At 34.9% G+C, this 22791-nt stretch carries 21 protein-coding genes and 1 tRNA gene; 13 read left to right on the forward strand and 9 right to left on the reverse strand.

Annotated elements, in window-relative coordinates:
- Positions 1–113 precede the first annotated feature (113 nt).
- The 8 genes from ACIGAM_RS11315 to ACIGAM_RS11350 form a co-directional block, all read right to left on the reverse strand.
- Positions 114–187, reverse strand: a tRNA-Arg gene (locus ACIGAM_RS11315).
- A gap of 138 nt (positions 188–325) precedes the next feature.
- Positions 326–1192, reverse strand: a complete 867-nt coding sequence (locus ACIGAM_RS11320; RefSeq protein ID WP_396511543.1) for a M57 family metalloprotease — start codon at positions 1190–1192, stop codon at positions 326–328.
- 174 nt (positions 1193–1366) lie between these two features.
- Positions 1367–1642, reverse strand: a complete 276-nt coding sequence (locus tag ACIGAM_RS11325) for an ATP-dependent Clp protease adaptor ClpS (protein ID WP_396511544.1) — start codon at positions 1640–1642, stop codon at positions 1367–1369.
- A 25-nt stretch (positions 1643–1667) separates the two neighbouring features.
- Positions 1668–2504, reverse strand: coding sequence for a 50S ribosomal protein L11 methyltransferase (gene prmA / locus ACIGAM_RS11330; protein WP_396511545.1), 837 nt, complete (start codon positions 2502–2504; stop codon positions 1668–1670).
- A gap of 9 nt (positions 2505–2513) precedes the next feature.
- Positions 2514–3263 carry a triose-phosphate isomerase gene (gene tpiA / locus ACIGAM_RS11335; RefSeq protein WP_396511546.1) on the reverse strand — a complete coding sequence of 250 codons (750 nt, stop codon included), beginning with the start codon at positions 3261–3263 and terminating at the stop codon, positions 2514–2516.
- A 214-nt stretch (positions 3264–3477) separates the two neighbouring features.
- Positions 3478–4554 carry an ABC transporter permease gene (locus ACIGAM_RS11340; protein ID WP_396511642.1) on the reverse strand — a complete coding sequence of 359 codons (1077 nt, stop codon included), beginning with the start codon at positions 4552–4554 and terminating at the stop codon, positions 3478–3480.
- Positions 4551–6263, reverse strand: coding sequence for a BT_3928 family protein (locus tag ACIGAM_RS11345; protein ID WP_396511547.1), 1713 nt, complete (start codon positions 6261–6263; stop codon positions 4551–4553). The genes ACIGAM_RS11340 and ACIGAM_RS11345 overlap by 4 nt, the downstream gene beginning before the upstream one ends.
- 4 nt (positions 6264–6267) lie before the next feature.
- Positions 6268–6819, reverse strand: coding sequence for a DUF1599 domain-containing protein (locus ACIGAM_RS11350; protein WP_396511548.1), 552 nt, complete (start codon positions 6817–6819; stop codon positions 6268–6270).
- A gap of 155 nt (positions 6820–6974) precedes the next feature.
- Here ACIGAM_RS11350 and folP point away from each other — a divergent pair, with 155 nt between their 5' ends.
- Entirely contained in the window at positions 6975–7802 is an 828-nt protein-coding gene (folP, locus tag ACIGAM_RS11355; protein WP_396511549.1) for a dihydropteroate synthase, read from the forward strand.
- A gap of 104 nt (positions 7803–7906) precedes the next feature.
- Positions 7907–8860: a calcium/sodium antiporter gene (locus ACIGAM_RS11360; RefSeq protein ID WP_396511550.1), complete on the forward strand. Its 954-nt coding sequence runs from the start codon at positions 7907–7909 to the stop codon at positions 8858–8860.
- A gap of 73 nt (positions 8861–8933) precedes the next feature.
- Here ACIGAM_RS11360 and ACIGAM_RS11365 read toward each other — a convergent pair whose 3' ends face one another.
- Positions 8934–9950 carry a glutamine synthetase beta-grasp domain-containing protein gene (locus tag ACIGAM_RS11365; protein ID WP_396511551.1) on the reverse strand — a complete coding sequence of 339 codons (1017 nt, stop codon included), beginning with the start codon at positions 9948–9950 and terminating at the stop codon, positions 8934–8936.
- 201 nt (positions 9951–10151) lie between these two features.
- On the opposite strand from ACIGAM_RS11365, the gene ACIGAM_RS11370 reads away from it, so the two are divergent.
- The 11 genes from ACIGAM_RS11370 (at position 10152) to ACIGAM_RS11420 (ending at position 22711) form a co-directional block, all read left to right on the forward strand.
- Positions 10152–12335, forward strand: a complete 2184-nt coding sequence (locus ACIGAM_RS11370) for a glutamine synthetase III (protein WP_396511552.1) — start codon at positions 10152–10154, stop codon at positions 12333–12335.
- Positions 12336–12746: 411 nt separating this feature from the next.
- Positions 12747–14144, forward strand: coding sequence for a hypothetical protein (locus ACIGAM_RS11375; protein ID WP_396511553.1), 1398 nt, complete (start codon positions 12747–12749; stop codon positions 14142–14144).
- Between the two features lie 150 nt (positions 14145–14294).
- On the forward strand, positions 14295–14786 hold the full coding sequence (locus ACIGAM_RS11380; protein ID WP_396511554.1) for a hypothetical protein: 492 nt from the start codon (positions 14295–14297) through the stop codon (positions 14784–14786).
- A 98-nt stretch (positions 14787–14884) separates the two neighbouring features.
- Complete coding sequence (locus tag ACIGAM_RS11385) at positions 14885–15586, forward strand: CsgE family curli-type amyloid fiber assembly protein (RefSeq protein WP_396511555.1); 702 nt, start codon at positions 14885–14887, stop codon at positions 15584–15586.
- Between the two features lies 1 nt (position 15587).
- Positions 15588–15995 (forward strand): curli production assembly/transport component CsgF, encoded by a 408-nt coding sequence (locus tag ACIGAM_RS11390; protein ID WP_396511556.1) that lies wholly within the window; start codon positions 15588–15590, stop codon positions 15993–15995.
- A gap of 6 nt (positions 15996–16001) precedes the next feature.
- Positions 16002–17438 carry a CsgG/HfaB family protein gene (locus ACIGAM_RS11395; protein WP_396511557.1) on the forward strand — a complete coding sequence of 479 codons (1437 nt, stop codon included), beginning with the start codon at positions 16002–16004 and terminating at the stop codon, positions 17436–17438.
- A 4-nt stretch (positions 17439–17442) separates the two neighbouring features.
- Positions 17443–18966 (forward strand): carboxypeptidase regulatory-like domain-containing protein, encoded by a 1524-nt coding sequence (locus tag ACIGAM_RS11400; protein WP_396511558.1) that lies wholly within the window; start codon positions 17443–17445, stop codon positions 18964–18966.
- Between the two features lie 82 nt (positions 18967–19048).
- On the forward strand, positions 19049–20227 hold the full coding sequence (locus tag ACIGAM_RS11405) for an AIR synthase related protein (protein WP_396511559.1): 1179 nt from the start codon (positions 19049–19051) through the stop codon (positions 20225–20227).
- 22 nt (positions 20228–20249) lie between these two features.
- Positions 20250–21248 carry a DUF3078 domain-containing protein gene (locus ACIGAM_RS11410; RefSeq protein ID WP_396511560.1) on the forward strand — a complete coding sequence of 333 codons (999 nt, stop codon included), beginning with the start codon at positions 20250–20252 and terminating at the stop codon, positions 21246–21248.
- 83 nt (positions 21249–21331) lie between these two features.
- Complete coding sequence (locus ACIGAM_RS11415; protein ID WP_396511561.1) at positions 21332–22072, forward strand: hypothetical protein; 741 nt, start codon at positions 21332–21334, stop codon at positions 22070–22072.
- 105 nt (positions 22073–22177) lie between these two features.
- Entirely contained in the window at positions 22178–22711 is a 534-nt protein-coding gene (locus ACIGAM_RS11420) for a hypothetical protein (RefSeq protein WP_396511562.1), read from the forward strand.
- Positions 22712–22791 lie beyond the last annotated feature (80 nt).

The following is a 22791-nucleotide window of genomic DNA, read 5'->3' on the forward strand; positions in this document are numbered from 1 at the left end:
AGATATTAAAAAGAAGCGTTTAAAATATCTTAGTGGGTTTAAATTTTATGAATAGGTAGTGAACGAAGTATTCATAACTAAAAAAACCACACTTTAAGAGTGTGGTTTTTTTGTGACCTTGCCAGGATTCAAACCTGGAACCTCCTGAGCCGTAATCAGGTGCGCTATTCAGTTGCGCCACAAGGCCTTTATTTCAGCAAAAAAACAACATATATTTGTCTCATTTTGCGGGTGCAAATATAAGTCTTTTTTGACTATCTGCAAGATTAAATTAAAAAAAAGCCATTTAATTTTTAAATGGCTTTTTCTAGGGGTATTTTGTTTACTAGTACATGTTATTTAAAGCGGTAATATCATTGGCGTTAAATTCACCATCTTCACTAGCGCTAAAGCAAGCTAACATAATAGATGTAGCATCATAGCCACTAGGTGTACCGGGTACTAAATTTACGTCTCCACCTTCATTTACATTATCTCCACAACTTTGTCTGCTAAACCAGTCTGTATGTCTAAAACCTACAGAATGCCCTATTTCGTGAGTGATAACGTGTTCTACTACGTTTGTATCATAATTTGCTAAACCGTATATCTGAACAAATTTATGTGGCAAACCATTACTTGGAAACCCAGCGCTCCCACCGGCACCGCTAGGATTGTTTACTGTATTGTTGTAAACAACCATATCCTTATTTTGGTAATCTGTACCAAATGTTAGATTAAAGCTTATAGAAACCCCGCTTAGTCTGTTGTAATTGTCAACAGCCCATTGTAGAGCAGTACGCTCTTTGGTACTTAATGCCTGGTTTCCGCCGGTATATCCTATTATAGAAATAGTACGTCCCTGAGACACTAATGCAGAAGTCCTGTATTGTTTACTCTGTGTTGCTCCTTTTTCAACTTTTGTCAAATTAACCATTGCGGTTAGCTGCTCTGGGGTAACGATAACATCTTCTTCTAAAAATAGGCGGGGTTCAGAAGTGCCATCAGGAAAATAGAAATCATCCCATTTTACAAATCGGGTATTCATTCCTAAATCTTCAACCTGATCAAGAATTGCCTGAGACACTTCAAGTGCAGCAGTTTGTTGCATTTCTACTTCAGGAGTTTCGGTTGCATCCTCAGAACAAGAAGCAAATACTAAAGAACAACCTAAGCTGAACAGGGCAGCTTTTCTAAATGTGTGTACTAACATAGATTAAAATTTTATATTAATGATTTGTGAAAACTATTAAAAAAATATTAATATCAAAACGTTTAAACGTTAAATATTTACACATAATCGATTAAATGGATTTAAATGGTATTTATTTAACAAGAAAAAGCCCCCGTAAGGAGGCTTTTACATAATTATAATTTACGGTATTTATCAAATAATTTCAGCACTTAGGCCGGCATCAAGTAATGCGCTACATCTAGGTTCTAAATATTCATAACTGCCAGTTTTGACGGTGCATTTACCTTTATAGTGAACAATGAGAGAACATTGTTCTGCTTGAATAGGTGTATGCTCACAAACATGGATCAAAGTTTCTATAACATGGTCAAATGTGTTAACATCATCATTATAGACGATTATCTCATTATTTCTATCTTCAGCTTCGAGGACATCTACTTCTTCTTGAATCTTTTCTCTTGTGCTCATATGTAAAAAACTTAAATTCAGGGTTTTAATTTTTTACAAATTTACAAGCTACCCAATTATTTCTTTCAAAATTCATGATAAAATTTAGCCCTTGTTGATTACAAATTTCTGTAATTGCAGGAATATCCTGTGTGTAAAAGCCGCTAAGAAGCAACGTGCCTGTATGGTTTAGACAAGCTGCATAGGCCGGTATATCTGCTAAAAGTATATTTCTATTTATATTAGCAATTATTAAATCATACTGTTTGCCGTCTAGGAGTTTCACATCTCCTTCAAAAGCTTCAATAAATGACACTTCGTTGCGTTCTACATTTTCTAGCGTGTTCTCATAACACCAAGGGTCTATATCTATAGCTTCAACCGGCTTAGCGCCTTTCATAGCCGCGAGTATTGCTAGAATACCTGTACCACAACCCATATCTAATGTTTTTTTACTAGTAACATCAAGTTTTAAGAGATGCTTAATCATTAAATGTGTGGTCTCATGATGACCTGTACCAAATGACATTTTAGGTTCAATAACAATATCAAATTTAGTATCTGGTTTAGGGTGAAAAGGTGCTCTAACCGAACAAATACCATCAACCTCTATTGGCTCAAAGTTTTTTTCCCACTCCTCGTTCCAGTTAATGGGCTCGATTAAATTAACAGAATAACTAATTTGAAAATCCTGATTTTTTAAGATATAAATATCTTCAAGTAAATCATCGCGATCTAATGAGGAGATTATATAAGCTTTCACGCCATCTTCGGTCTCATCAAAACTTTCAAAATCAAGTTCACCCAGTTGCGCAATGAGTATTTCTACGCCTGGGTTTACGGGATTTACTTTAAACTCATACTCAGAATATGCTTCAGCCATTTATGTATATTAAAATGCGTTTACAATTGCCATAAAGTCTTCTGCTTTTAAAGAGGCACCACCTATTAAGCCGCCGTCAACATCTGGCTTTGAGAAAATCTCCTGAGCATTGTTAGGTTTTACACTTCCACCATAAAGTATAGTAACTTCATCAGCAATTTCTTGTGAGTACTCATCGGCAATTGTTTTGCGTATAAATGCGTGCATTTCCTGAGCTTGATCAGGGCTGGCAGTCTCACCTGTACCTATTGCCCAAACAGGCTCATAGGCTAATACAATATCCTTCCACGCAGCCGAATCTAAGTGAAACAACGCATTGCTTATTTGTTTGTTAACCACTTCAAAATGCTCGCTAAAGTTGCGGTCTTTTAATTCTTCACCAAAACAATAAATAACTGTCATATCATTGTCTAATGCCGTATTAACTTTCTCAGCTAAAAGATCTTCTTTCTCACCAAAATAAGCACGACGCTCACTATGACCTAGAATTACAGTTTTTACACCTATGCTTTTTAACATATCTGCGCTAATCTCACCAGTAAAAGCACCTGAAGCAGATTGATGCATGTTTTGAGCAGCAATGCTTATATCTAAACCTTTTACAGCTTCAAAGGCGCTGTAAAGATTTGTATAAGGAGGAGCAATTATAACTTCTGCATCAGAAGTTTTAGCGATTTTCTTTAAGTCTGAAATTAAATCCTGAGTTTCGGCAAGATCTGTATTCATTTTCCAGTTACCGGCTACGATGTTTTTTCTCATTGTATTTTGATTAGTAGTTGTTTGTATTAATAACTCTTACGCTATAATATTATTTTTAAGTACAATATTAAAATGTATTCCATTATTTTTGTCAGAATAAACTTTCGTTAAAACAATCTCAAAGCGAAAAATTTATCTTGAAAGTGTGACTGTTGCTTAAAATTTGAACAAGTTATAAAATTAACGTTAGTAAGGCTATTCTACAACATTTGCCCTACCTAATACGTACTTTGGGATCTAGAAGTCCATAAATAAGATCTACCAAAATATTTATGAGTATAAACATAGAAGCAATTACTAGTACAGATCCCATAATTATGGGTAAATCGAGAGTATTTAAAGCATCAACAATTTCTTTACCAAGACCATTCCACCCGAAAATATATTCTACAAAAACGGCTCCTGCGAGCATTGAAGCAAACCATCCAGATACAGCTGTAACTACAGGGTTGAGTGCGTTTTTAAGTGCGTGCCGCCACACAATCTGCCATTTATTTAAGCCTTTAGCCTGAGCCGTACGTATATATTCTTGATTATAAACTTCTAAAAGCGAATTACGCATCAATTGAATAACCACAGCTAGTGGTCTAATGCCTAAAACAATAGCAGGTAATACAATATTTTTCCATTTTATGGTGGTAGCCTCGCCAAAATCATCCATCTCATAAAGACTTCCCGTCATATTAAGATTTGTGAGATTGTGAAGTACATAACCAAAAAGCCAGGCAAATAAAATAGCGCTAAAAAAACTGGGAACACTCATACCTAGCGTACTAATTACCTGTATTAATTTATCTAACCAGCTGTCACGCGCATTTGCAGATACAATACCTAAAAAGATACCCAGGAGTATGGCAAGTGTGATGGCGCTCACGGCCAATACGATGGTATTTGGTAAAGTCTCTGAAATAACTTCTACAACTGTTTTTCCGGTTTTTTGAAACGATTCTCTTAAGTATGGTTCTTTTAAAACCAGGGTGTGAGTACGTGTTGAGAAGAGTGTTGTATACGTGTATTTACCCGAGGATAAACTGGTATAATTTGTACCTGTATTGTCGTGAATTGAGATGGGCGATAAGTCATTTAAATAATAACCATACTGCGTTAATATAGGCTGATCAAAGCCATATTTATGCTTAATTATTGCCAATTGCTCAGGATCTTCATTCTGATCAAGCATCATGCGTGCAGGATCTCCCGGCAACACCGTGAATAATAAAAATACCACAGTAACTACTCCAAATAGAGTGAGCAGGGCATAACCGATTTTATTTAGGATATAAGAAATCAGAGTGTTTTAATATCAGATAATTTTAATGCCTTATAACCAGATTTATCTCCCATCAAATCTGCCGCATATTCTTCTATAGTATTAGTAAAACCTGCTGCGGCACGTCTTTTATTTACCATTTCAGGATTTTTTATGGGCCAAATAAAAAAGCCGTTTGCAGCAGTAATCTGAGCTTGAGTTCCATAAAGTTGTTCTTTATGCTGTTGCATAAGATACTTATCTTCTAATGCCGCAACTTGTGTCATAGGGATTTCTCCCTGAGCTGCAGCTTTTTTAAACAAGTCTAGATATTCTTCTATTTGAATAGGATTGTGTTGTATTACTTCAAGCGCAATAAGATTTGTAGGTTCGCCTACTAATGATTTTCCGGGATAACCGTAATTATCTAAAATTGTTTTAATAATTTTTAGATTGCTGGTGTCTATCATTCGTTGTTTTTTCCAAAGATCACCAGTGTAATCTTCTTTAGCGATACCTAATTCTAGTGCTAATTTTTCACGTTTATCAGGATCTGATTCCTGTAATAATGGGCGGTATAATTGATCATAGCGTGATATGCTGTCTAGTCTGTTTTTCAAATCAAAATTGAGAGTAGATTTTGCGCTGGGCAAAACTTCAAGATCTATTTCTTTAGCATCGATCCAGTGTTTTTTCTGAAGAATAGTACCATTATTTAACTTCAAAATACCGGGATTACTACGTATAATTGTTTTTAAAACGGTAGCGTCTGTAAAGTAAAAATCAAAATTTATATTTTGTTTTTCTTTGAGATCATTAACCTCATTTTCGCCCGAAGATGTAAGACCAATTACGGTATAACCATTTTTTAAGGCTTCGTTCGTGAGTTCCTTAATAACTGGCCAGCCATTCCATTCTGTTTTATTAATATCGTATGCAATGATGATAATAAGATTTGGCGTATTTAGAAAATCTTCAGTATAATTCTCACCTTCTTTTTCTATTGTAAAATCGTGTATAGGTGGTACATAACCTTGTGAAACAACTTCGGTTTCTACACCTAGAAATTTTCCTTCAGAAGAAGGGTATTCTCCTTGAGTAGTAATAATTTTTTCAGAACCATTAACGTCAAATTTCCAGTGATAATCAAAAACAGCTTTCTCGGCATCCTCAGGAATAGCCATTCCCTTCTGAATATTTACTCCTATTTTATAGGCTCTAAAGTCAAATACCGGAAGATGCATTAAAACATAATATCCAAAACTTAAGCATCCTATAAATGTGGCAAAAATGACAATAGATCTACCGAAATTAGAGAAGAAAGGCTGAATGTATTTTAAATTGAAAAACAAAAATAAAATAAGAATTAATAAGACTACATCTTTTGAAAACGACTGCCACGGAGTGAGCGGCAGAGCATCACCAAAACAACCGCAATCTGTAACCTTATTAAAATAGGCAGAATAGAAGGTAAGGAAGGTGAAAAACAAAATCATTAATAACAAAAGCCACATCGTAGGTTTTTTATAGTAGCCTATAATTAATGCAACTCCCAAAACGAGCTCAACGATTACCAGTAATATGGCAAGTCCTAAAGCAAACGGACTTAAAAACTCGATATTTAAAACATCTGGAGAGAAATACTCTTGCAGTTTAAATGAGAATCCTACAGGATCATTCAGTTTTATAAACCCTGAAATCATAAAGAGAATACCTACAAAAATGCGAATAACACCAACTAGTTTTTTCAAATTTTTATTTTTTTGCGGAATCTTCTTCCATTAATATTAGAGCAAAGACAGCGTAGTTAAGCATATCCTGATAATTTGCATCTATCCCTTCAGAAACCAGCGTTTTACCTTTATTATTTTCTATTTGCTTTACGCGCAAGAGTTTCTGTAAAATAAGATCTGTTAACGAGCTAATACGCATATCACGCCAGGCCTCACCATAATCGTGATTTTTATTTTCCATTAGATTTTTAGTGACAGCGACGTGCTTATCATACAAATTTAGCGATTCATTAAGGTCTAAATCGGGTTGCTCAACGACTCCACGATCTAGCTGAATTAATGCCATTACCGAGTAATTTATGATTCCTATAAATTCTGAGCTTTCGTCCTCATCAACTTTATGAACGGCATTTTGCTGAAGCCCACGTATGCGTTGTGCTTTAATAAAAATTTGATCTGTCAATGACGGAAGTCGTAATATGCGCCACGCACTTCCGTAGTCACTCATTTTTTTAGAAAATAAATTACGACAGGTGGTAATTACCGCATCGTATTGTGTCGAAGTCTGCTTCATTAATATAGTTTAACTACCCGAGGGGCTTTGGTGCTTCAATTGTATTTGAATGTATATTTCTTGAAGTCTATAAATAATGATTCAAGAAAGAGGCTCATTCATTTTGCGTAAATTTCGCCTAAAATAAGCAATCTAAAAAAACATAGTACATTTTCATGAAAAGCATTAACTGTAAAGGAACACTTATAGATCTTTCAAAACCGAAAGTGATGGGAATTCTTAATGTTACCCCAGATTCTTTTTTTGATGGAGGTAATTACTTCAGTGATTCTAAACTATTGAATCAAACAGAAAAAATGCTAAAAGAAGGTGCTACTTTTATTGATGTAGGAGCATACAGTTCTAGGCCGGGTGCTACAGATATTTCTGTAGATGAAGAGCAAAAACGTCTATTACCTGTTATAGAGTCTATTTTAAAACATTTTCCTGCAACCCTAATTTCTATAGATACCTTTAGGGCTGAAGTGGCGCGCAAAGCAATAGATGCAGGTGCTGCAATAATAAATGATATTTCCGCAGGGATGCTCGATGAGCAAATGCTTACTACAATTGCAGACTTACAAGTGCCTTACATTATGATGCATATGAAAGGTACTCCGCAAACAATGGCAGGTCTTGCGCATTATGATGATGTGCTCACAGAAGTGCTCTTTTATTTAAGTGAACGGGTAGTCGCTGCTCGAGAATTAGGTATTAATGACCTTATTTTAGACCCTGGATTTGGTTTTGCTAAAACCAGTACTCATAATTTTGAACTTTTAAATAATGCTGAAAAGTTTGAAATAACTGGTCTACCTTTTCTAATTGGTATTTCCAGAAAAGGAATGATTTATAAAACACTTGACATTTCTGCTGCGGAAGCTTTAAATGGTACAACGGTTCTTAACACTATCGCTTTGCAAAAGGGAGCTTCTATTCTGCGGGTACACGATGTGAGAGAAGCCATGCAGGCTATAAAATTACTAGAGGTACTTTCAAATTAAATTGGAATCTTTACTAAGTACACTTATTTCTTGAGTTAGGATGGGTTTCTATATTCTCCATTTTATAGGTTGGTTATGTATCTTCGCTGCATTAAAAAAGGTTTATGAGTATTGTTTTTATTTTGGTGGGTCTCACGCTGCTGGTTATAGGAGGTGAGTTTTTAGTTAGAGCTTCTGTGGGCTTATCTTTTAAGCTTAAGCTATCTAAAATGGTAATAGGCTTAACAGTAGTTTCGTTTGCGACCTCTTCTCCAGAATTGCTCGTTAGTTTACAAGCAGCCTTAGACGGTTCTCCAGATATCGCTTTAGGTAATGTTATAGGAAGCAACATCGCAAATATTGCGCTGGTTTTAGGATTAACCGCGATTATTTCTACTTTGGGGATAGATAATGACTTCTTTAAATTTAACTGGCCCGTTATGGTTTTGTTCTCTTTAGGACTTTATCTGGCACTTATGAATGACCAAATTATCTCAAAGTTAGAAGGGTTTATTCTACTGGTATCTTTAGTTTTTTACCTTATTATTTTAATACGTAGGGCAAAAAAGTCACAAGCGACTCAAGAAGGACAAAATGACGAAATTGATGCCGGTCTCTCTAAAACCTCCTATTTTAAAATTACAGTTTGGTTACTTATTGGGGCCGTAGCTTTATATTTTGGATCAGAGTGGTTAGTACAAGGGGCTAAAGAATTAGCAGAATCGGTTGGGATAAGCGACTATGCAATTTCAGTAACTGTTATTGCAATAGGTACGAGTGTGCCAGAACTTGCGGCTTCAATTATAGCTGCATTAAAGAAGGAAAAAGCAATCTCTTTAGGAAACCTCATTGGGTCTAATATTTTTAATATCGCCTCAGTTTTAGGATTAACGGCAGTGATAACTCCTATACTAGTAATTGATGATCGAATCTTAGATACTAATATGTTTTGGTTATTAGGTTTTGCAATTATTCTTTTGCCACTGGGATATCTCCCGTTGCGATTAGAATTAAACCGCTGGAAGGGTTTTATTCTATTTGCCGCCTATTGTGTATTTATAGGTTTGGCATTCAGTTAAAGATAATTTCTCTAAAGTATACAGCATAAAAAAGCCCGCATCAAGCGGGCTTTTATGTTGTATTTGAAACTGACTATAATTTAGCTTCAGCTCCTTTTACAGTTTTCACAATTCTACCAGCAATACGGTATGGATCACCGTTAGAAGCAGGACGACGATCTTCTAACCATCCTTTCCAGCCTTTTTCTACCGCAATAATAGGAATACGTATAGATGCACCTCTATCTGATATTCCATATGAGAAATCGTGAATAGAAGCGGTCTCGTGCTTACCAGTTAAACGTTGATCGTTAAATTCACCATAAACAGCAATATGTTCTGCGACAACCGGTCTAAAAGACTCACAAATAGTATCGTAAACATCTTTAGAACCTGCGGTACGTAACGTAGTGTTTGAAAAGTTTGCGTGCATACCAGAACCATTCCAATCTCCTTTTACAGGTTTTGGGTGGAATTCTATATAATACCCGTAATCTTCAGTTAGACGTTGTAATAAGTAACGTGCTACCCAAATTTCATCTCCTGCCTTTTTAGCACCTTTAGCAAAAAGTTGAAATTCCCACTGTCCACTTGCAACCTCTTGATTAATACCTTCAAAGTTAAGACCTGCATCGATACATAAATCTGCGTGCTCTTCTACGAAAGCTCTACCGTGGGTATTTTTACCACCTACAGAGCAATAGTACATACCTTGAGGACCTGGGTACCCACCTACTGGGAAGCCTAGAGGAAGTTGAGTTGCTTTGTCCATTATAAAATATTCTTGCTCAAAACCGAACCAGAAATCATTATCGTCATCGTCAATTTGTGCTCTATAATTAGACTCGTGTGGCGTGCCGTCTGCATTTAGAACTTCAGTCATTACTAGGTATCCATCTCTGCGTGCAGGGTCAGGATATATAGCTACGGGCTTTAGCAAGCAATCAGAAGATCCACCTTCAGCTTGCTTAGTTGAAGAACCGTCAAAAGACCATACTGAACAATCTTCTAGTTTTCCACTAAAATCATCTTCAACTTTGGTTTTGCTTCTTAGATTGGCAGTAGGATGATATCCATCTAACCAGATATACTCTAATTTTGATTTGCCCATAATAAAATTAATTTTAAATTTTTTGAATTAAACTAATAACAAATATAGCAAATCTTTAATATCTAGCATTTCGATTTCAGGGGGTGTAAAGGTAAAATTGATTAAATAAATTTAATTTACCCCCTATGCTATAGGGGTGTATTGCGGAATTATATATTTTTACCCTCTAGAATTTTTAAATTCATAAAAATCTATCAAAAAATGAATACTTTACGATTTTTTGCTTTGAAAGAAAGTCTTTCGAGAAAACCTGTTTTTATTGAAGAAAGTGAAAGAAGATCAGCGCTTTATGGTAAACATGTCTTTGGTAAGCAAGCAATGCGCCAGGTGCTCTCTATAGATGCGTATGAGGCGGTGCAGGATGCTGTAAATACAGGTTCAAAAATTGATAGATTAATGGCAGATAGCATAGCTGCCGGGATGAAGCAGTGGGCGATAGGACTAGGAGCAACGCATTATACGCACTGGTTTCAGCCACTAACAGGAGCTACTGCAGAAAAGCACGATGCATTTTTTGAAAGCTTATCTGACGGTAGTGCCATAGAAAAGTTTGAAGGAGCAAAATTAGTTCAGCAAGAACCAGATGCTTCTTCGTTTCCTCACGGGGGAATACGTAATACCTTTGAAGCTCGTGGGTATACAGCCTGGGATCCTACTTCCGCAGCATTTATTTTAGATACTACCTTGTGTATTCCTACGGTATTTGTTTCTTATACAGGAGAGGCCTTAGATAATAAAACTCCGTTGCTGAGAGCACTTAATGCGATTGATACATCTGCAACTGAAGTTGCTAAATATTTTAATAAAGGCGTTACAAAGGTGACCGCAACCTTAGGATGGGAGCAGGAGTATTTTCTTATAGACGCTGCCCTGGCTGCTTCACGCCCAGATATTATGCAAACCGGTCGCGCATTATTAGGTCACGCTCCCGCAAAGGGGCAACAATTAGACGATCATTATTTTGGGTCTATACCATCAAGAGCATTAAATTTTATGAAAGATCTGGAGCAACAATGTATGTTGCTGGGTATTCCTGTTAAAACCAGACATAATGAAGTTGCTCCAAACCAGTTTGAGCTCGCTCCAATTTTTGAAGAGGCCAATCTGGCTGTAGATCATAATTCATTAATTATGGATTTGATGGCGCGTGTTGCAGAGCGTCACAAATTAAAAGTTCTTTTTCACGAGAAACCTTTTGAAGGCATTAACGGAAGTGGAAAACACAATAACTGGTCACTGGCTACAGATACAGGTGTAAACTTGTTAAGTCCGGGAAGCACCCCTATGAAGAATTTACAGTTTTTAACGTTCTTCATAAACACGATAAAGGCGGTGCAGGATTATGAGGAATTGCTGAGAGCTTCAGTAGCATCGGCATCTAATGATCACAGGCTGGGAGCTAATGAAGCGCCACCCGCAATAATGTCTGTCTTTATAGGAAAACAATTAACTAAGGTACTTGACGAACTTGAGAAAGTATCTGACGGAAAATTGTCACCTCAGGAAAAGACAGATTTAAAACTGAATGTAGTAGGTAAAATTCCTGAAATTTTACTGGATAATACAGATCGTAACCGTACCTCGCCTTTTGCGTTTACAGGAAATAAATTTGAATTTAGAGCTGTAGGATCTACAGCAAATTGCGCTAAGCCAATGGTCGTATTAAATACCATAGTTGCTAAACAATTAAAAGATTTTAAGATTGAAGTAGACTCCCTTGTAGATAAGAAAGGAATGAAAAAGGACGATGCCATTTTTAATATTCTTAGAGAATATATAAAGGCATCTAAGAAAATTCGTTTTGAAGGAGATGGTTACAGTCCAGAGTGGGAGTCTGAAGCTAAAAAACGCAAATTAAGTAATAACCGAACCACGCCTGAGGCTCTAGATATTCAGCTTTCAAAAATCACTACATCATTATTTGAAGAGATGGAGGTTATGAACGCAGTTGAACTGAAAGCGCGTCATGAGATAGAACTTGAAGAGTATGTGAAACGTGTTCAAATAGAAAGTAGAGTTCTAGGTGATATGGCAAGAAATCATATAATTCCTACAGCAATTAGATATCAGAATTTACTCATCGAGAATGTTAAAGGTTTAAAAGAAATTTTTGAAGCAGACTATAAAATTATAGCGAAAGAGCAGATCAAAATTATTGAGCAAATCTCTACGTATATCAAACAAATTAATGAGAGTATTACAGCAATGATAGAAATACGTAAGAAAGCCAATCAACTAGGAATGAAAGAGCGGGCTTCTATGTACAAAGATTCTGTAATTCCTTTTTTTAAAGATATACGTTATGCCTCAGATAAATTAGAATTATTAGTCGAAGATAAATTATGGCCTCTTGCTAAAAACAGAGAATTATTGAATCTTCGTTAAGATTTGAGTCTTGCTTTTAGCATATTTATGTAAATAAATTGTTATCTAAATAATTCTTTCCTACTTATTGTGTAGGTTAAAGACTACACTTTTTTTTCTGCATAATAAAAGGGTGTTTTTCCCTTTTCAGCCGTCAACCTACTATCTACAAGGCTTTCCTAGCTACAACGATTTCGATAGGTGTAACTTTCATCGAAAAGTTATAGAAATCATAAAATCAGCACTTTAGTTTTTCCTAATTTAGCCTTGCGTTGAAACCGAAAAAGGATAATGCTGATAGAAATTCTTCGCAACCCTATATCTCCTAAATTTTTGTTTTGGTTGTTTAGATCACCCCTTGATCATAACCAGAAACTGTTGTTAAGTATATTATTAACCATTCTATATATTATTAATTTAAAACTTTCTATTATGAAAAAAGTTGTATTAAGCGCAGCAGCGCTAATGTTAGGGACGATTGCATTCGCCCAAGACAACACTGGTACGTCAACCCAAACTGGTACTGATAATGCAGTACGTGTTAGACAAATTGGTACTAGTAATGATGTCAAGCTAGAACAAAACGGTGATAACAATTTTGTAGGCACATTACAAACAGGAGATAATGGTACTACAACACCAGGAGGTGATGCTAACCGTATAATATCTGAGCAAATTGGAGATAATGGTACAGGGTTCTTGCAGCAAGAAGGTGATTCTAACCGTATAAACCTTAATCAAGACGGTACTTTTAATTATGCAGATGTAAAGCAAGGTAATGCTGGTAGGTCTGAAGGTAACATTGCAACTGTAAATCAAAACGCAGGATCAGCTAATAACGCGGCAAGTATATTTCAAACTCACGACGAGAATGATGCAACGATAAATCAAAATGGTACCGCTGATTATGCGCGTATTAGACAATCTGCAGATGGTAATAACCCTAGTTCTCCTGGGGCGGCTACAGAAAATAAAGCAACGATTACACAAACTAGTACTAATACAGGTACACATGCGGGTAGTACTACAAATGCTAGTGATTATAATAACGTTTCATTTATACGTCAAAATACCGAGGTTGATGGTGTTAGAAACGTTGCAGCTATTGTAGTTGATGGTGAGGACAATTATGGAGATATTAAGCAAGATGGTGATGGGAACAATGCGACAATAAATCAAGGAGACTTATCAATGGTTCCAGCCGCTTATTCTACTGTAAATGCTAATGCTAAATCTAATTTAGGGAAGGCATTTATTGTTCAAACGGGGGATGAAAATAAAGCTCAAGCTCATCAGTTTGGTTCTGGAGCAACTGATCCTTCAGATCTTTCGGTACAAATGCAGTTGGGAGATGATAACCGCGCTGTTGTAGTACAAAATGCTGCGGGTAGTAGTGTTGCAGATGGTAATTATGCACGTCAAATTCAAGAAGGTGATAACAACACGGCTATAACACAACAAAATGGCAGAAGCCACGAGGCTTATACACTTCAAGAAGGTAATACCAACAAAGCTACTATAATGCAGCAATCAACTAATGGATATGCGCAAATTTCACAATATGGGGATTCTCATGTAGCGTCAATTACTTCTAGCCAAGGAGGTAATGCAAATGCTGTTATTACTCAACATGGTGCAGTAAGTGGTTCAGGACATTCTTTTTCTGCAGTTTTAACAGGAGGTGCTAATAATGCAATTAATGTACATCAGCAAGATGCTGGTATGACTTTTACAGATTATACTAATCCACAAATGGTAACAAGCCCTAGTATGAAAAATGCAACAAATCTTCATACAGATAAGAGCCTAACTTCAAACGGATATAACTAATTGCAATGAACATTTAATTTAAATATTATAATTAATTTAAGGAGGGTTAGCCATTTGGTAATACCCTCCTTTTATTACTAAAAAAAAATAGTTATGATAACTTTTAATTACTATAAGACTAGAGGGTTTAGCTTCTTAACAATAGTGTTTTTGTCTTCAATTAATTTTTTTAGTTATAGTCAAACTTATAATGACGTTAAAACTGATACAGAGAAAGTAAAAGATAAAGAAATATCTAGCTTAGAAATGCTATCTACATTAGGGGTGAATTTTAAATCAGAAGTCTCTTATGATCGTATAAAAGGGAATTCAATTTTCTTAAAGCAAATAGGAAACTATAATGAAATTCAAATCTTTACTAAAACTGAAAATAGCGATATAAGTTTAAAACAAAATGGAGATTACAATAGTGCAAAATTAAACTATACTGCTCAAAATGTTTTTGCAGAGATATTGCAAGATGGTAATTATAACTCTATTACAGATTACATCAATAACCCAAGAGAAAATATTTCATTAGAACTTACTCAAACAGGAGATAATCTAAATTTTATTCGAGAGAATGCTAATCAACTTACTAAAAGTTTGAAATTTAATCAAAGTAATGCTTCTCCAAATCTTATTATCAGAAGTTTTTATTAAATTAAAATAACAGATTACAATTAATGTTTTTAATAACCCCTAAATACAACATTTATATATATTTCTTTATTATTTCATTTTCTACCTATTCTCAGATTATGAATAAAGAAGTTAAAGCTCAAATTTTACTAGAGCGTAATAGTGAATTCCTGAATTTTATCGCCACCGCAGAAAATATTTCTAATTCTGATTTTAATGTGAAATATAGCTTAATGGTATTTCAAACTGAGGAAAATGGTGACATATCAAAAACAAATGATGAAAATCTTTTGTTTATCAAATCTGGGACTAAAATAATTTTACCATCTGTTACAGTAAATTATAACATATCTCAAAAAATTATCATAGTTCTTCTTATTTATGACTTAGACAACAAACCTATAGGACAAGATCGAATTGTTTTAGAAAATGGAGGGCAGACAGATCTCGCACACTTTGACGACTTAGATTTAGACGATTATTTCACATATGATCAAGCTAAACCACAGGATGGGTTTATAATAGATGGTTTAGTGATAGAGAATACAATAACAAAATCAGGTAAGGATTTTTACAGGTATTTTTATGCTGAATATTTCAATTTGCAAGTAAAAAGTTCCCGAAATATAATTATTGAAGAGGTTCCTGGTCGGGGTCGATTTACCAGAATTTCTGTAATAGTTGAAAATCAAGTTGTGTGGCAATTTTTTGCACAACCTAAAAAAGAAATCTTGAAGCAAAATGCATCTAGAGCTCTAGATCTCTCTATCTCATATTTACAACAACTTGAAAAAAGTAAAAAAGATTTTATTCGCTATTAATATGAAAAATATACTATTTATAATGCTTTTAATAAGCTCATTGAATGTTTGTGCTCAACAATTTGCTTATAAACCTTTGAATCCTGCATTCGGGGGAGACACCTTTAATTACAACTGGTTATTAAGTTCCGCATCTGCTCAAGATAAACTTACTGCTCCTAGAAGTGAAGCTGATCAACGTTCTGAACTCGAGCAATTTGGGGATAATCTTAACAGGCAGGTTTTAAGTCAAATTTCAAGAACATTACTTCAACAGCAGATTGAAGGGATAGGAAATTTTGATCAGGAAGGTACTTTTACTTACGGTACACTGGCGGTAGAGGTTTTTGAAAGTGAAGAAGGTTTAGTAATAAATATTTTAGATACATCAACGGGTGAACAAACCCAGGTAGTTGTCCCAAATCAATAATAGTTTATGAAGTATTACAAATTACAATTCTTATTTATAAGTATGTTTCTGCTATCATCCTGTGGAGCATATTTTAATCAACCATTTGATCAGACTCCCGCCAGGTTGGGAGAATATTCAAAATCTACAAAAACACTGCTTGGTCTTCCTCCAGCTCAAGCTCCGGTAGAAGTTGCAGTCTATAACTTTTCAGATCAGACCGGTCAATATAAAGCCGTTGAGAATGGTAGTACATTTAGCACCGCGGTTACTCAGGGTTCGACCGCAATTCTCTTAAAAGCTCTAGAAGATAGTGGATGGTTTATACCTATTGAAAGAGAAAACCTAAGCAATCTTTCTACAGAGCGTAATATTATAAGAAATACAAAACAAGAATATATAAAAAATCTAAACCCTAATGAGCCACCGTTACCACCTCTTAAATATGCGGGTATCATATTAGAAGGAGGTATTGTATCTTATGATACTAACATAATTACTGGAGGAGTAGGAGCGCGATATTTTGGTTTAGGAGGGTCTGCAAAATATCGGCAAGATCGTATAACGGTCTATTTGAGAATGGTATCTACTAGTAATGGAGAGATATTAAAGACCGTATATGTTTCTAAAACCATTTTATCGCAAGCATTAGATGCTAGTTTATTTCGGTTTGTAAAATTTCAACGTTTGTTAGAAACCGAAATGGGAATAACTCGTAATGAGCCGGTACAATTGGCCATTAAAGATGCTGTAGAAAAAGCTGTACATGATTTAATAGTTGAAGGTATAGAAGGTGGATTTTGGTCTGCAAAAGGGGGGAATTCAGTAAATGAAGAGGTGGTAGCCAATTATAATGAAGAAAAGGAAATAGCAGAATCTACAGGTATCTATAATCGTATTTTTTTTCAGCAAAAATTTAAAAATTCAATAAATCTATCACTCGGAGCTTCCTTATTTGATGCTGATTATAGCGATAAACATTTTGGACCAATGGCAAAGTTGGGCTATAATTTGGGATTAAGTGAGGTTTTGAGCTTAAATATAAATGGTGGATTTATGAAGCTTAAAACAGGAAATAGCTTTGATGAAAGTTTTGCAAGCATAGATGTAAACGCAGAGTTTAGATTACTGCGTAATGATAAACTTTCACCATTTATTTATGGTGGTGGAGGAATTCTTCTAGGCTTTGAGAATAATGGCTTTTTAGGTTTAGATTCAAATCAAACAGATGGTAAAATTCAATATGGAGCGGGTATAGAATATGCGCTATCTCCGCGTATAGGAATGCGCGCCTGGGGGGAGCATAATCTAGCTTTTTCTGATAAAATAGATAATCTAGTAAATGGAAAGCGTAATGACTATCATTTTAATTTTGGTCTAGGATTGAAATATTATTTCAATTTTTCAAATAAAGAAAAACAAAATTTAGTGGAACAGTCATCAATCAAATCCCCAAAAAATTAAACAGATGAAAAATAAAATTTATTATTTGATTTTGAGCCTACTGGTAGTTTTTACATCATGTAGTGAAGATACTATTGAAGAAAACGGAATAGGAAAACTTACAGGTACTGTAGTCGCAAAAAGCTCTAATGAGCCGTTAGAGAACATTAAAATCGTAACCAGCCCGGCTTCAAGTACAGTTTTTACAGATGCATCAGGTAATTTTGTTATAGAGAATATTAGCGTAGGAGATTATTCTGTACAAGCAGAATCTGACGAGTATGCAGATTCTTTTGAGGCAGTTACTATACTTAATTCAAAGACAAGTACTGTTGTTTTTGAACTTGAGGTGAGCAAATCTACTAATGTAAAACCCTTAGTTCCTAAATTACTTACTCCGGTAGATGGCACATCAGATTTAGATCCTACAGTTAAATTTGTGTGGTCATCTTCTAAAAATGATACAGATGATATTACCTATACATTACAATTAAGAAATGGATCTACTAATGAAATACAGTTACAAGAAGTAGTTGCAGATACTACTATTATAATTGAAAATCTAGGATTAGGGACTAACTACTTTTGGCAAATAAGTGCTTCAGATGATAATAGTGATCCTGTTCAAAGCGCAGTGAGTCAATTCAGTACGAGTACAACACCCCAAAACAGTTATTTTTATGTACGATCTGTTAATGGAAATAGTGTAATATTTTCAGGAAGTGAAAATGATTCCAGTGGCGATGATAGCGAAGTTAACTTTAATGAGTTCAAATTAACTTCAGAGTCGTTTAACAGCTTTAGACCTCATAAAAATGTAGAGACTTCTAAAATAGCTTTTTTAAGAACTATAAATGGAGCAACTCAATTACATACGATGAATGTTGACGGCAGCGCTGTAAAACAAGTTACGAGCAGTATTCCTGTAAATGGTTTTAGAATAGATGAATTAGATTACACTTGGGCTCAGAGTGGAGGTAAATTATATTACCCTAACTTCGATAAATTATACAGTGTTAATCCTGATGGCGGTGGTAGTACCTTAATCTATACAACTGCAGATGGTAGTTTTATTTCAGAAGTAAGTACATCAGATTTCGATGATAATCTTATCGTGATAAAAACAAATAACAGTGCGGGATATAATGTACGTGTCTATACAGTACGTTTATCATCAGGAACCGAAGAAAGAGTGATTTTTCAAAATGGAACAGGAGCTGTAAAGGGAATAGACTTAAATGCAAACGGAACCCAATTAGTATATTCTAAAGACACCTCAGGATCTCAAAATGATCAATACAGACAATTTGCAAGTAGAATTTATATTTATAATTTAAATACGGGTGTTGAGCGTTTACTTGATAATGGTCCCATTACCGGTTCTAACGATATTCAGCCCAGATGGTCTCCTTCTGAAGGTGAAATTATATTTGTTAGAAAGCCTAGTAATATAAATTCTGAACCAAAAGTTTTAGTAAGTCCTTTAAATGATTTTACCTCAGATAATGTTCTTTTTACAAACGCAGCAATGCCAGATTGGGAAGATTAATTTAACTAACTAATCAACCTTAAGAACGTCCTGAAATTTCAGGACGTTTTTATTTCTTACTTTTGCCAAATAATTAACAAGAATGAGTCAGGAAATTTCTAAAAGGTACGCAGGTCGCGGTGTTTCGGCTGGTAAAGAAGATGTGCATAATGCTATTAAAAATGTAGATAAAGGTTTGTTTCCACAAGCCTTTTGTAAAATTGTTCCAGATCATCTAACAGGCAGTGAAGAGCATTGTCTTATTATGCACGCAGATGGCGCAGGTACAAAATCTTCATTAGCTTATATGTACTGGAAAGAGACCGGTGATATTTCTGTGTGGAAGGGAATTGCCCAGGATGCATTAATTATGAATGTTGACGACCTGCTTTGCGTGGGAGCAACAGATAATATTTTGCTTTCCTCTACTATAGGTAGAAATAAAAACCTAATCACGGGTGACGTTATTTCAGCAATTATTAACGGTACTGAGGATCTTATTGAAGACTTAAGCAATCACGGCGTTACCATTAAAAGTACTGGTGGTGAGACGGCAGATGTAGGTGATCTTGTACGTACAATTATTGTAGACTCTACGGTTACTGCGAGAATGAAGCGAGAAGATGTTGTGGATAATGCACATATTAAACCTGGTGATGTAATTGTTGGCTTGGCAAGTTTTGGCCAGGCTACTTATGAAAAAGAATATAATGGAGGAATGGGGAGTAATGGTCTTACTTCTGCACGCCACGATGTTTTTGGTAGTTATTTAGCCGAAAAATATCCGGAAAGTTTTGATCACGCTGTGCCCTCAGATTTAGTGTATAGTGGTTCTAAAAAACTGACTGATGCTATAGAGAATTCATCACTAAATGCGGGTAAATTAGTATTATCACCTACACGTACCTATGCGCCTGTTATCAAAAAAATTCTTCAGGAAGTTGATCGCAATTTATTACATGGTATGGTACACTGTAGTGGGGGAGCTCAGACAAAAGTTTTACATTTCGTGGATAACGTTCACATTGTAAAAGATAACCTTTTTGAACTTCCGCCATTATTTAAACTTATACAGGAAGAAAGTGGCACTAGCTGGAGAGAAATGTATCAGGTATTTAATATGGGACATCGTATGGAACTTTACGTAGATCCTGCTCTGGCTGAAGAAATCATTGCTATTTCCAAATCTTTTAATATAGATGCTCAGGTTATAGGAAGGGTTGAACCTTCAGAATCTAAAAAATTAACAATTAAAAGTATGTTTGGCACGTTTACCTATTAGTAGTAATTAAATAATTTTCGGTTTGTACAAGATTTTTTTCTCCTTAGCGCTATTGTCTGGTTTACTTTTTAATCAAGCACTAACGGCACAGCACGTGGCTTTTCCACTACCTATCAAGAAAAACCTCATTAAAAAACTTACAGACCAAATCATTATTCAAGAACCCACAAACTGGACTGAAACTAACAGAGTAGGTCTAGATTTGAGTGAAGTTGCTTTTGTAAATTGGAACGCAGGGGGTAGTAATTCTATTTCAGGATTAGCAGAGCTTGTTATAGAAAGAAACTATAATGATGAGCGTACTAAATGGAGAAATAAACTTTCAGGTAGATTTGGTATAAATAGTCAGGAAGGTAGAGAAATTAGAAAAACAGATGATATAATTGAAATCACTTCTGATTATGGGTATCGCAGGGATACTATTTCTAACTGGTACTATTCTGCAAAGTTTAGATTTGCTTCACAATTTACAAACGGTTATAAATACCCAGATACTAGTGTGCCTATTTCTCAATTTATGGCCCCCGGCTATATATTTTTAGGAGTAGGGAGTGAATATGGCAAGCGCATAGATAATTTATCTATATACGCTTCTCCCTTAACTTATAAATCAACATTTGTATTAGATCAAAATTTGGCGAATAATGGCTCATTTGGTGTAACACCAGCCGTACGTGATGCTGATGGGAATATCATAAAAGAAGGTGAAAATGTGAACAGTGAATTAGGAATTCTCTTACAAAGTGTTTTAAAGGCAAAGCTAATGGAGAATATAAATTTTACAAATTCTATTAATCTCTATACAGATTACTTAAATAGCTTTGGAAACGTGGATGTTGACTGGGAATTAAATTTGAATTTTAAGGTGAATAGTTTTGTGCTTGCCAGATTAGGTTCGCATTTAAAATATGATAACGATATTAAGATTACCGAAACAAATGTTGACGGTGAGGAGATTACGATGGGAGCCAGAACACAATGGAAACAGCAACTAGGTATTGGGGTTATTGTTGACTTTTAAAAAATAACACACATACCGAAAACCTTTTAGTCTGTTTTATCGTATGTTTATCGATCGCAATTCATTTTCATGATTAAAACATTATGAGTTTTCTAAAGTCCATAAATTCTAGAGATAGGATTTACTTCATACTTTTTGTCACTTTGGCTATTTTAGTTAATCTGACAGTTATTGCGTATATGGATTTGGAGACCAGCCGGTTGATTAGATTAATCACTGTTTTCATCTTTTTTATTTACTACACATTAAACCGAGGATTCCTTAATATTTGGATGCTTTCGGTTCTAGCATTTTTCTTTGTAAAAGATGTATTTTTTCAATTTTATGAGGAGGCCTGGGGTTACAAACTTTATCTAATATTTGGGACATTAGGCTATCTAACGATTGTTTTAGAGCGGTTACCCAAACTATCTGAAATCAAATTTAAACCGGGAATCGTACTAATAACCACCATTTTGGTGGCGGCTAATACCTATACGTTATACATTATTATGAACATGGTGAGCTATACCTTTCATGATGGTGTAGAACCTGTACTTTTATATTTATATGGTGCATCTATGATGTTGCTAGGTGTAGAGGCAATTGCCTATAATAATAAGTATAACAGCACACGTTCCTTAATTTATACCTTCTTTGCATTTGGTTTTGTGTTTTCTGACATTGCCGCACTATTTGCTTACTATTTTGGATTTGAAATTTTTTACTACTTTGACAGATTTTTATTCTTATCTGCGCTGGGTATGTATGTTCATTACAGCCTCAATTATGAGAGTATTAGAGAAGAGTATTTTCAGTATGAGATGATAGATAAAAAATTATAGATCATCCGGCTTGTCATTTCTATTAACTTTTTCTTTTTTATAGTAAGCTTCAGATTTATTTTTCCTGAAAAGTTTTTATATTGATTCAACTAATTAATTTAAAGAATGAAAAATCTTCTGGGCATAGGCTCACGTATAAAACACGATCAATTTGGTCAGGGTGTGGTAACAAATATTACATCAAAACTTTATTGGGTAACATTTATTGAAAATGGTTTAGAAACGATAGATATCGATTCTGAATTTGAGGTTATTGAAGCGGTTGAAGATGAGGTTGACAGTGTTAGCTTCTATGAAGTCGAAAAGACGCTAAGAACCCTTCTGAAGCAGTATTCAGATATATCAGAGGTTGTACCTATAGCAGATAAATGGAGAGGAGGCTCGATTACCTTAAATCCCGCTGATCCTAATCTGGCCAATAAAGAAATCCCTATAGATAGTTTTTTTCATAAGATTGTTATGGTACGGGATCGCATACGTGTTATGGAGCAAAAAATTAATGCTAGTAAAAACCTGGATGATCAGGAGAAAATAGATTTACAGCAATATATTACGCGTATTTATGGTAGTCTAACCACTTTTAATGTTTTATTTAAAAACAGTACGCAAAATTTTAAAGGAGAAGGTAAATCTAAGTAGCGATAAAAGCTCAGATTAAATAAATTCAGTAAATGGTCTAAGAGAAATTAATGAATCTCTTAGACCGTTTTCTAAAAACA

The organism is Leeuwenhoekiella sp. NPDC079379, assembly GCF_044542075.1.
GTDB lineage: Bacteria > Bacteroidota > Bacteroidia > Flavobacteriales > Flavobacteriaceae > Leeuwenhoekiella.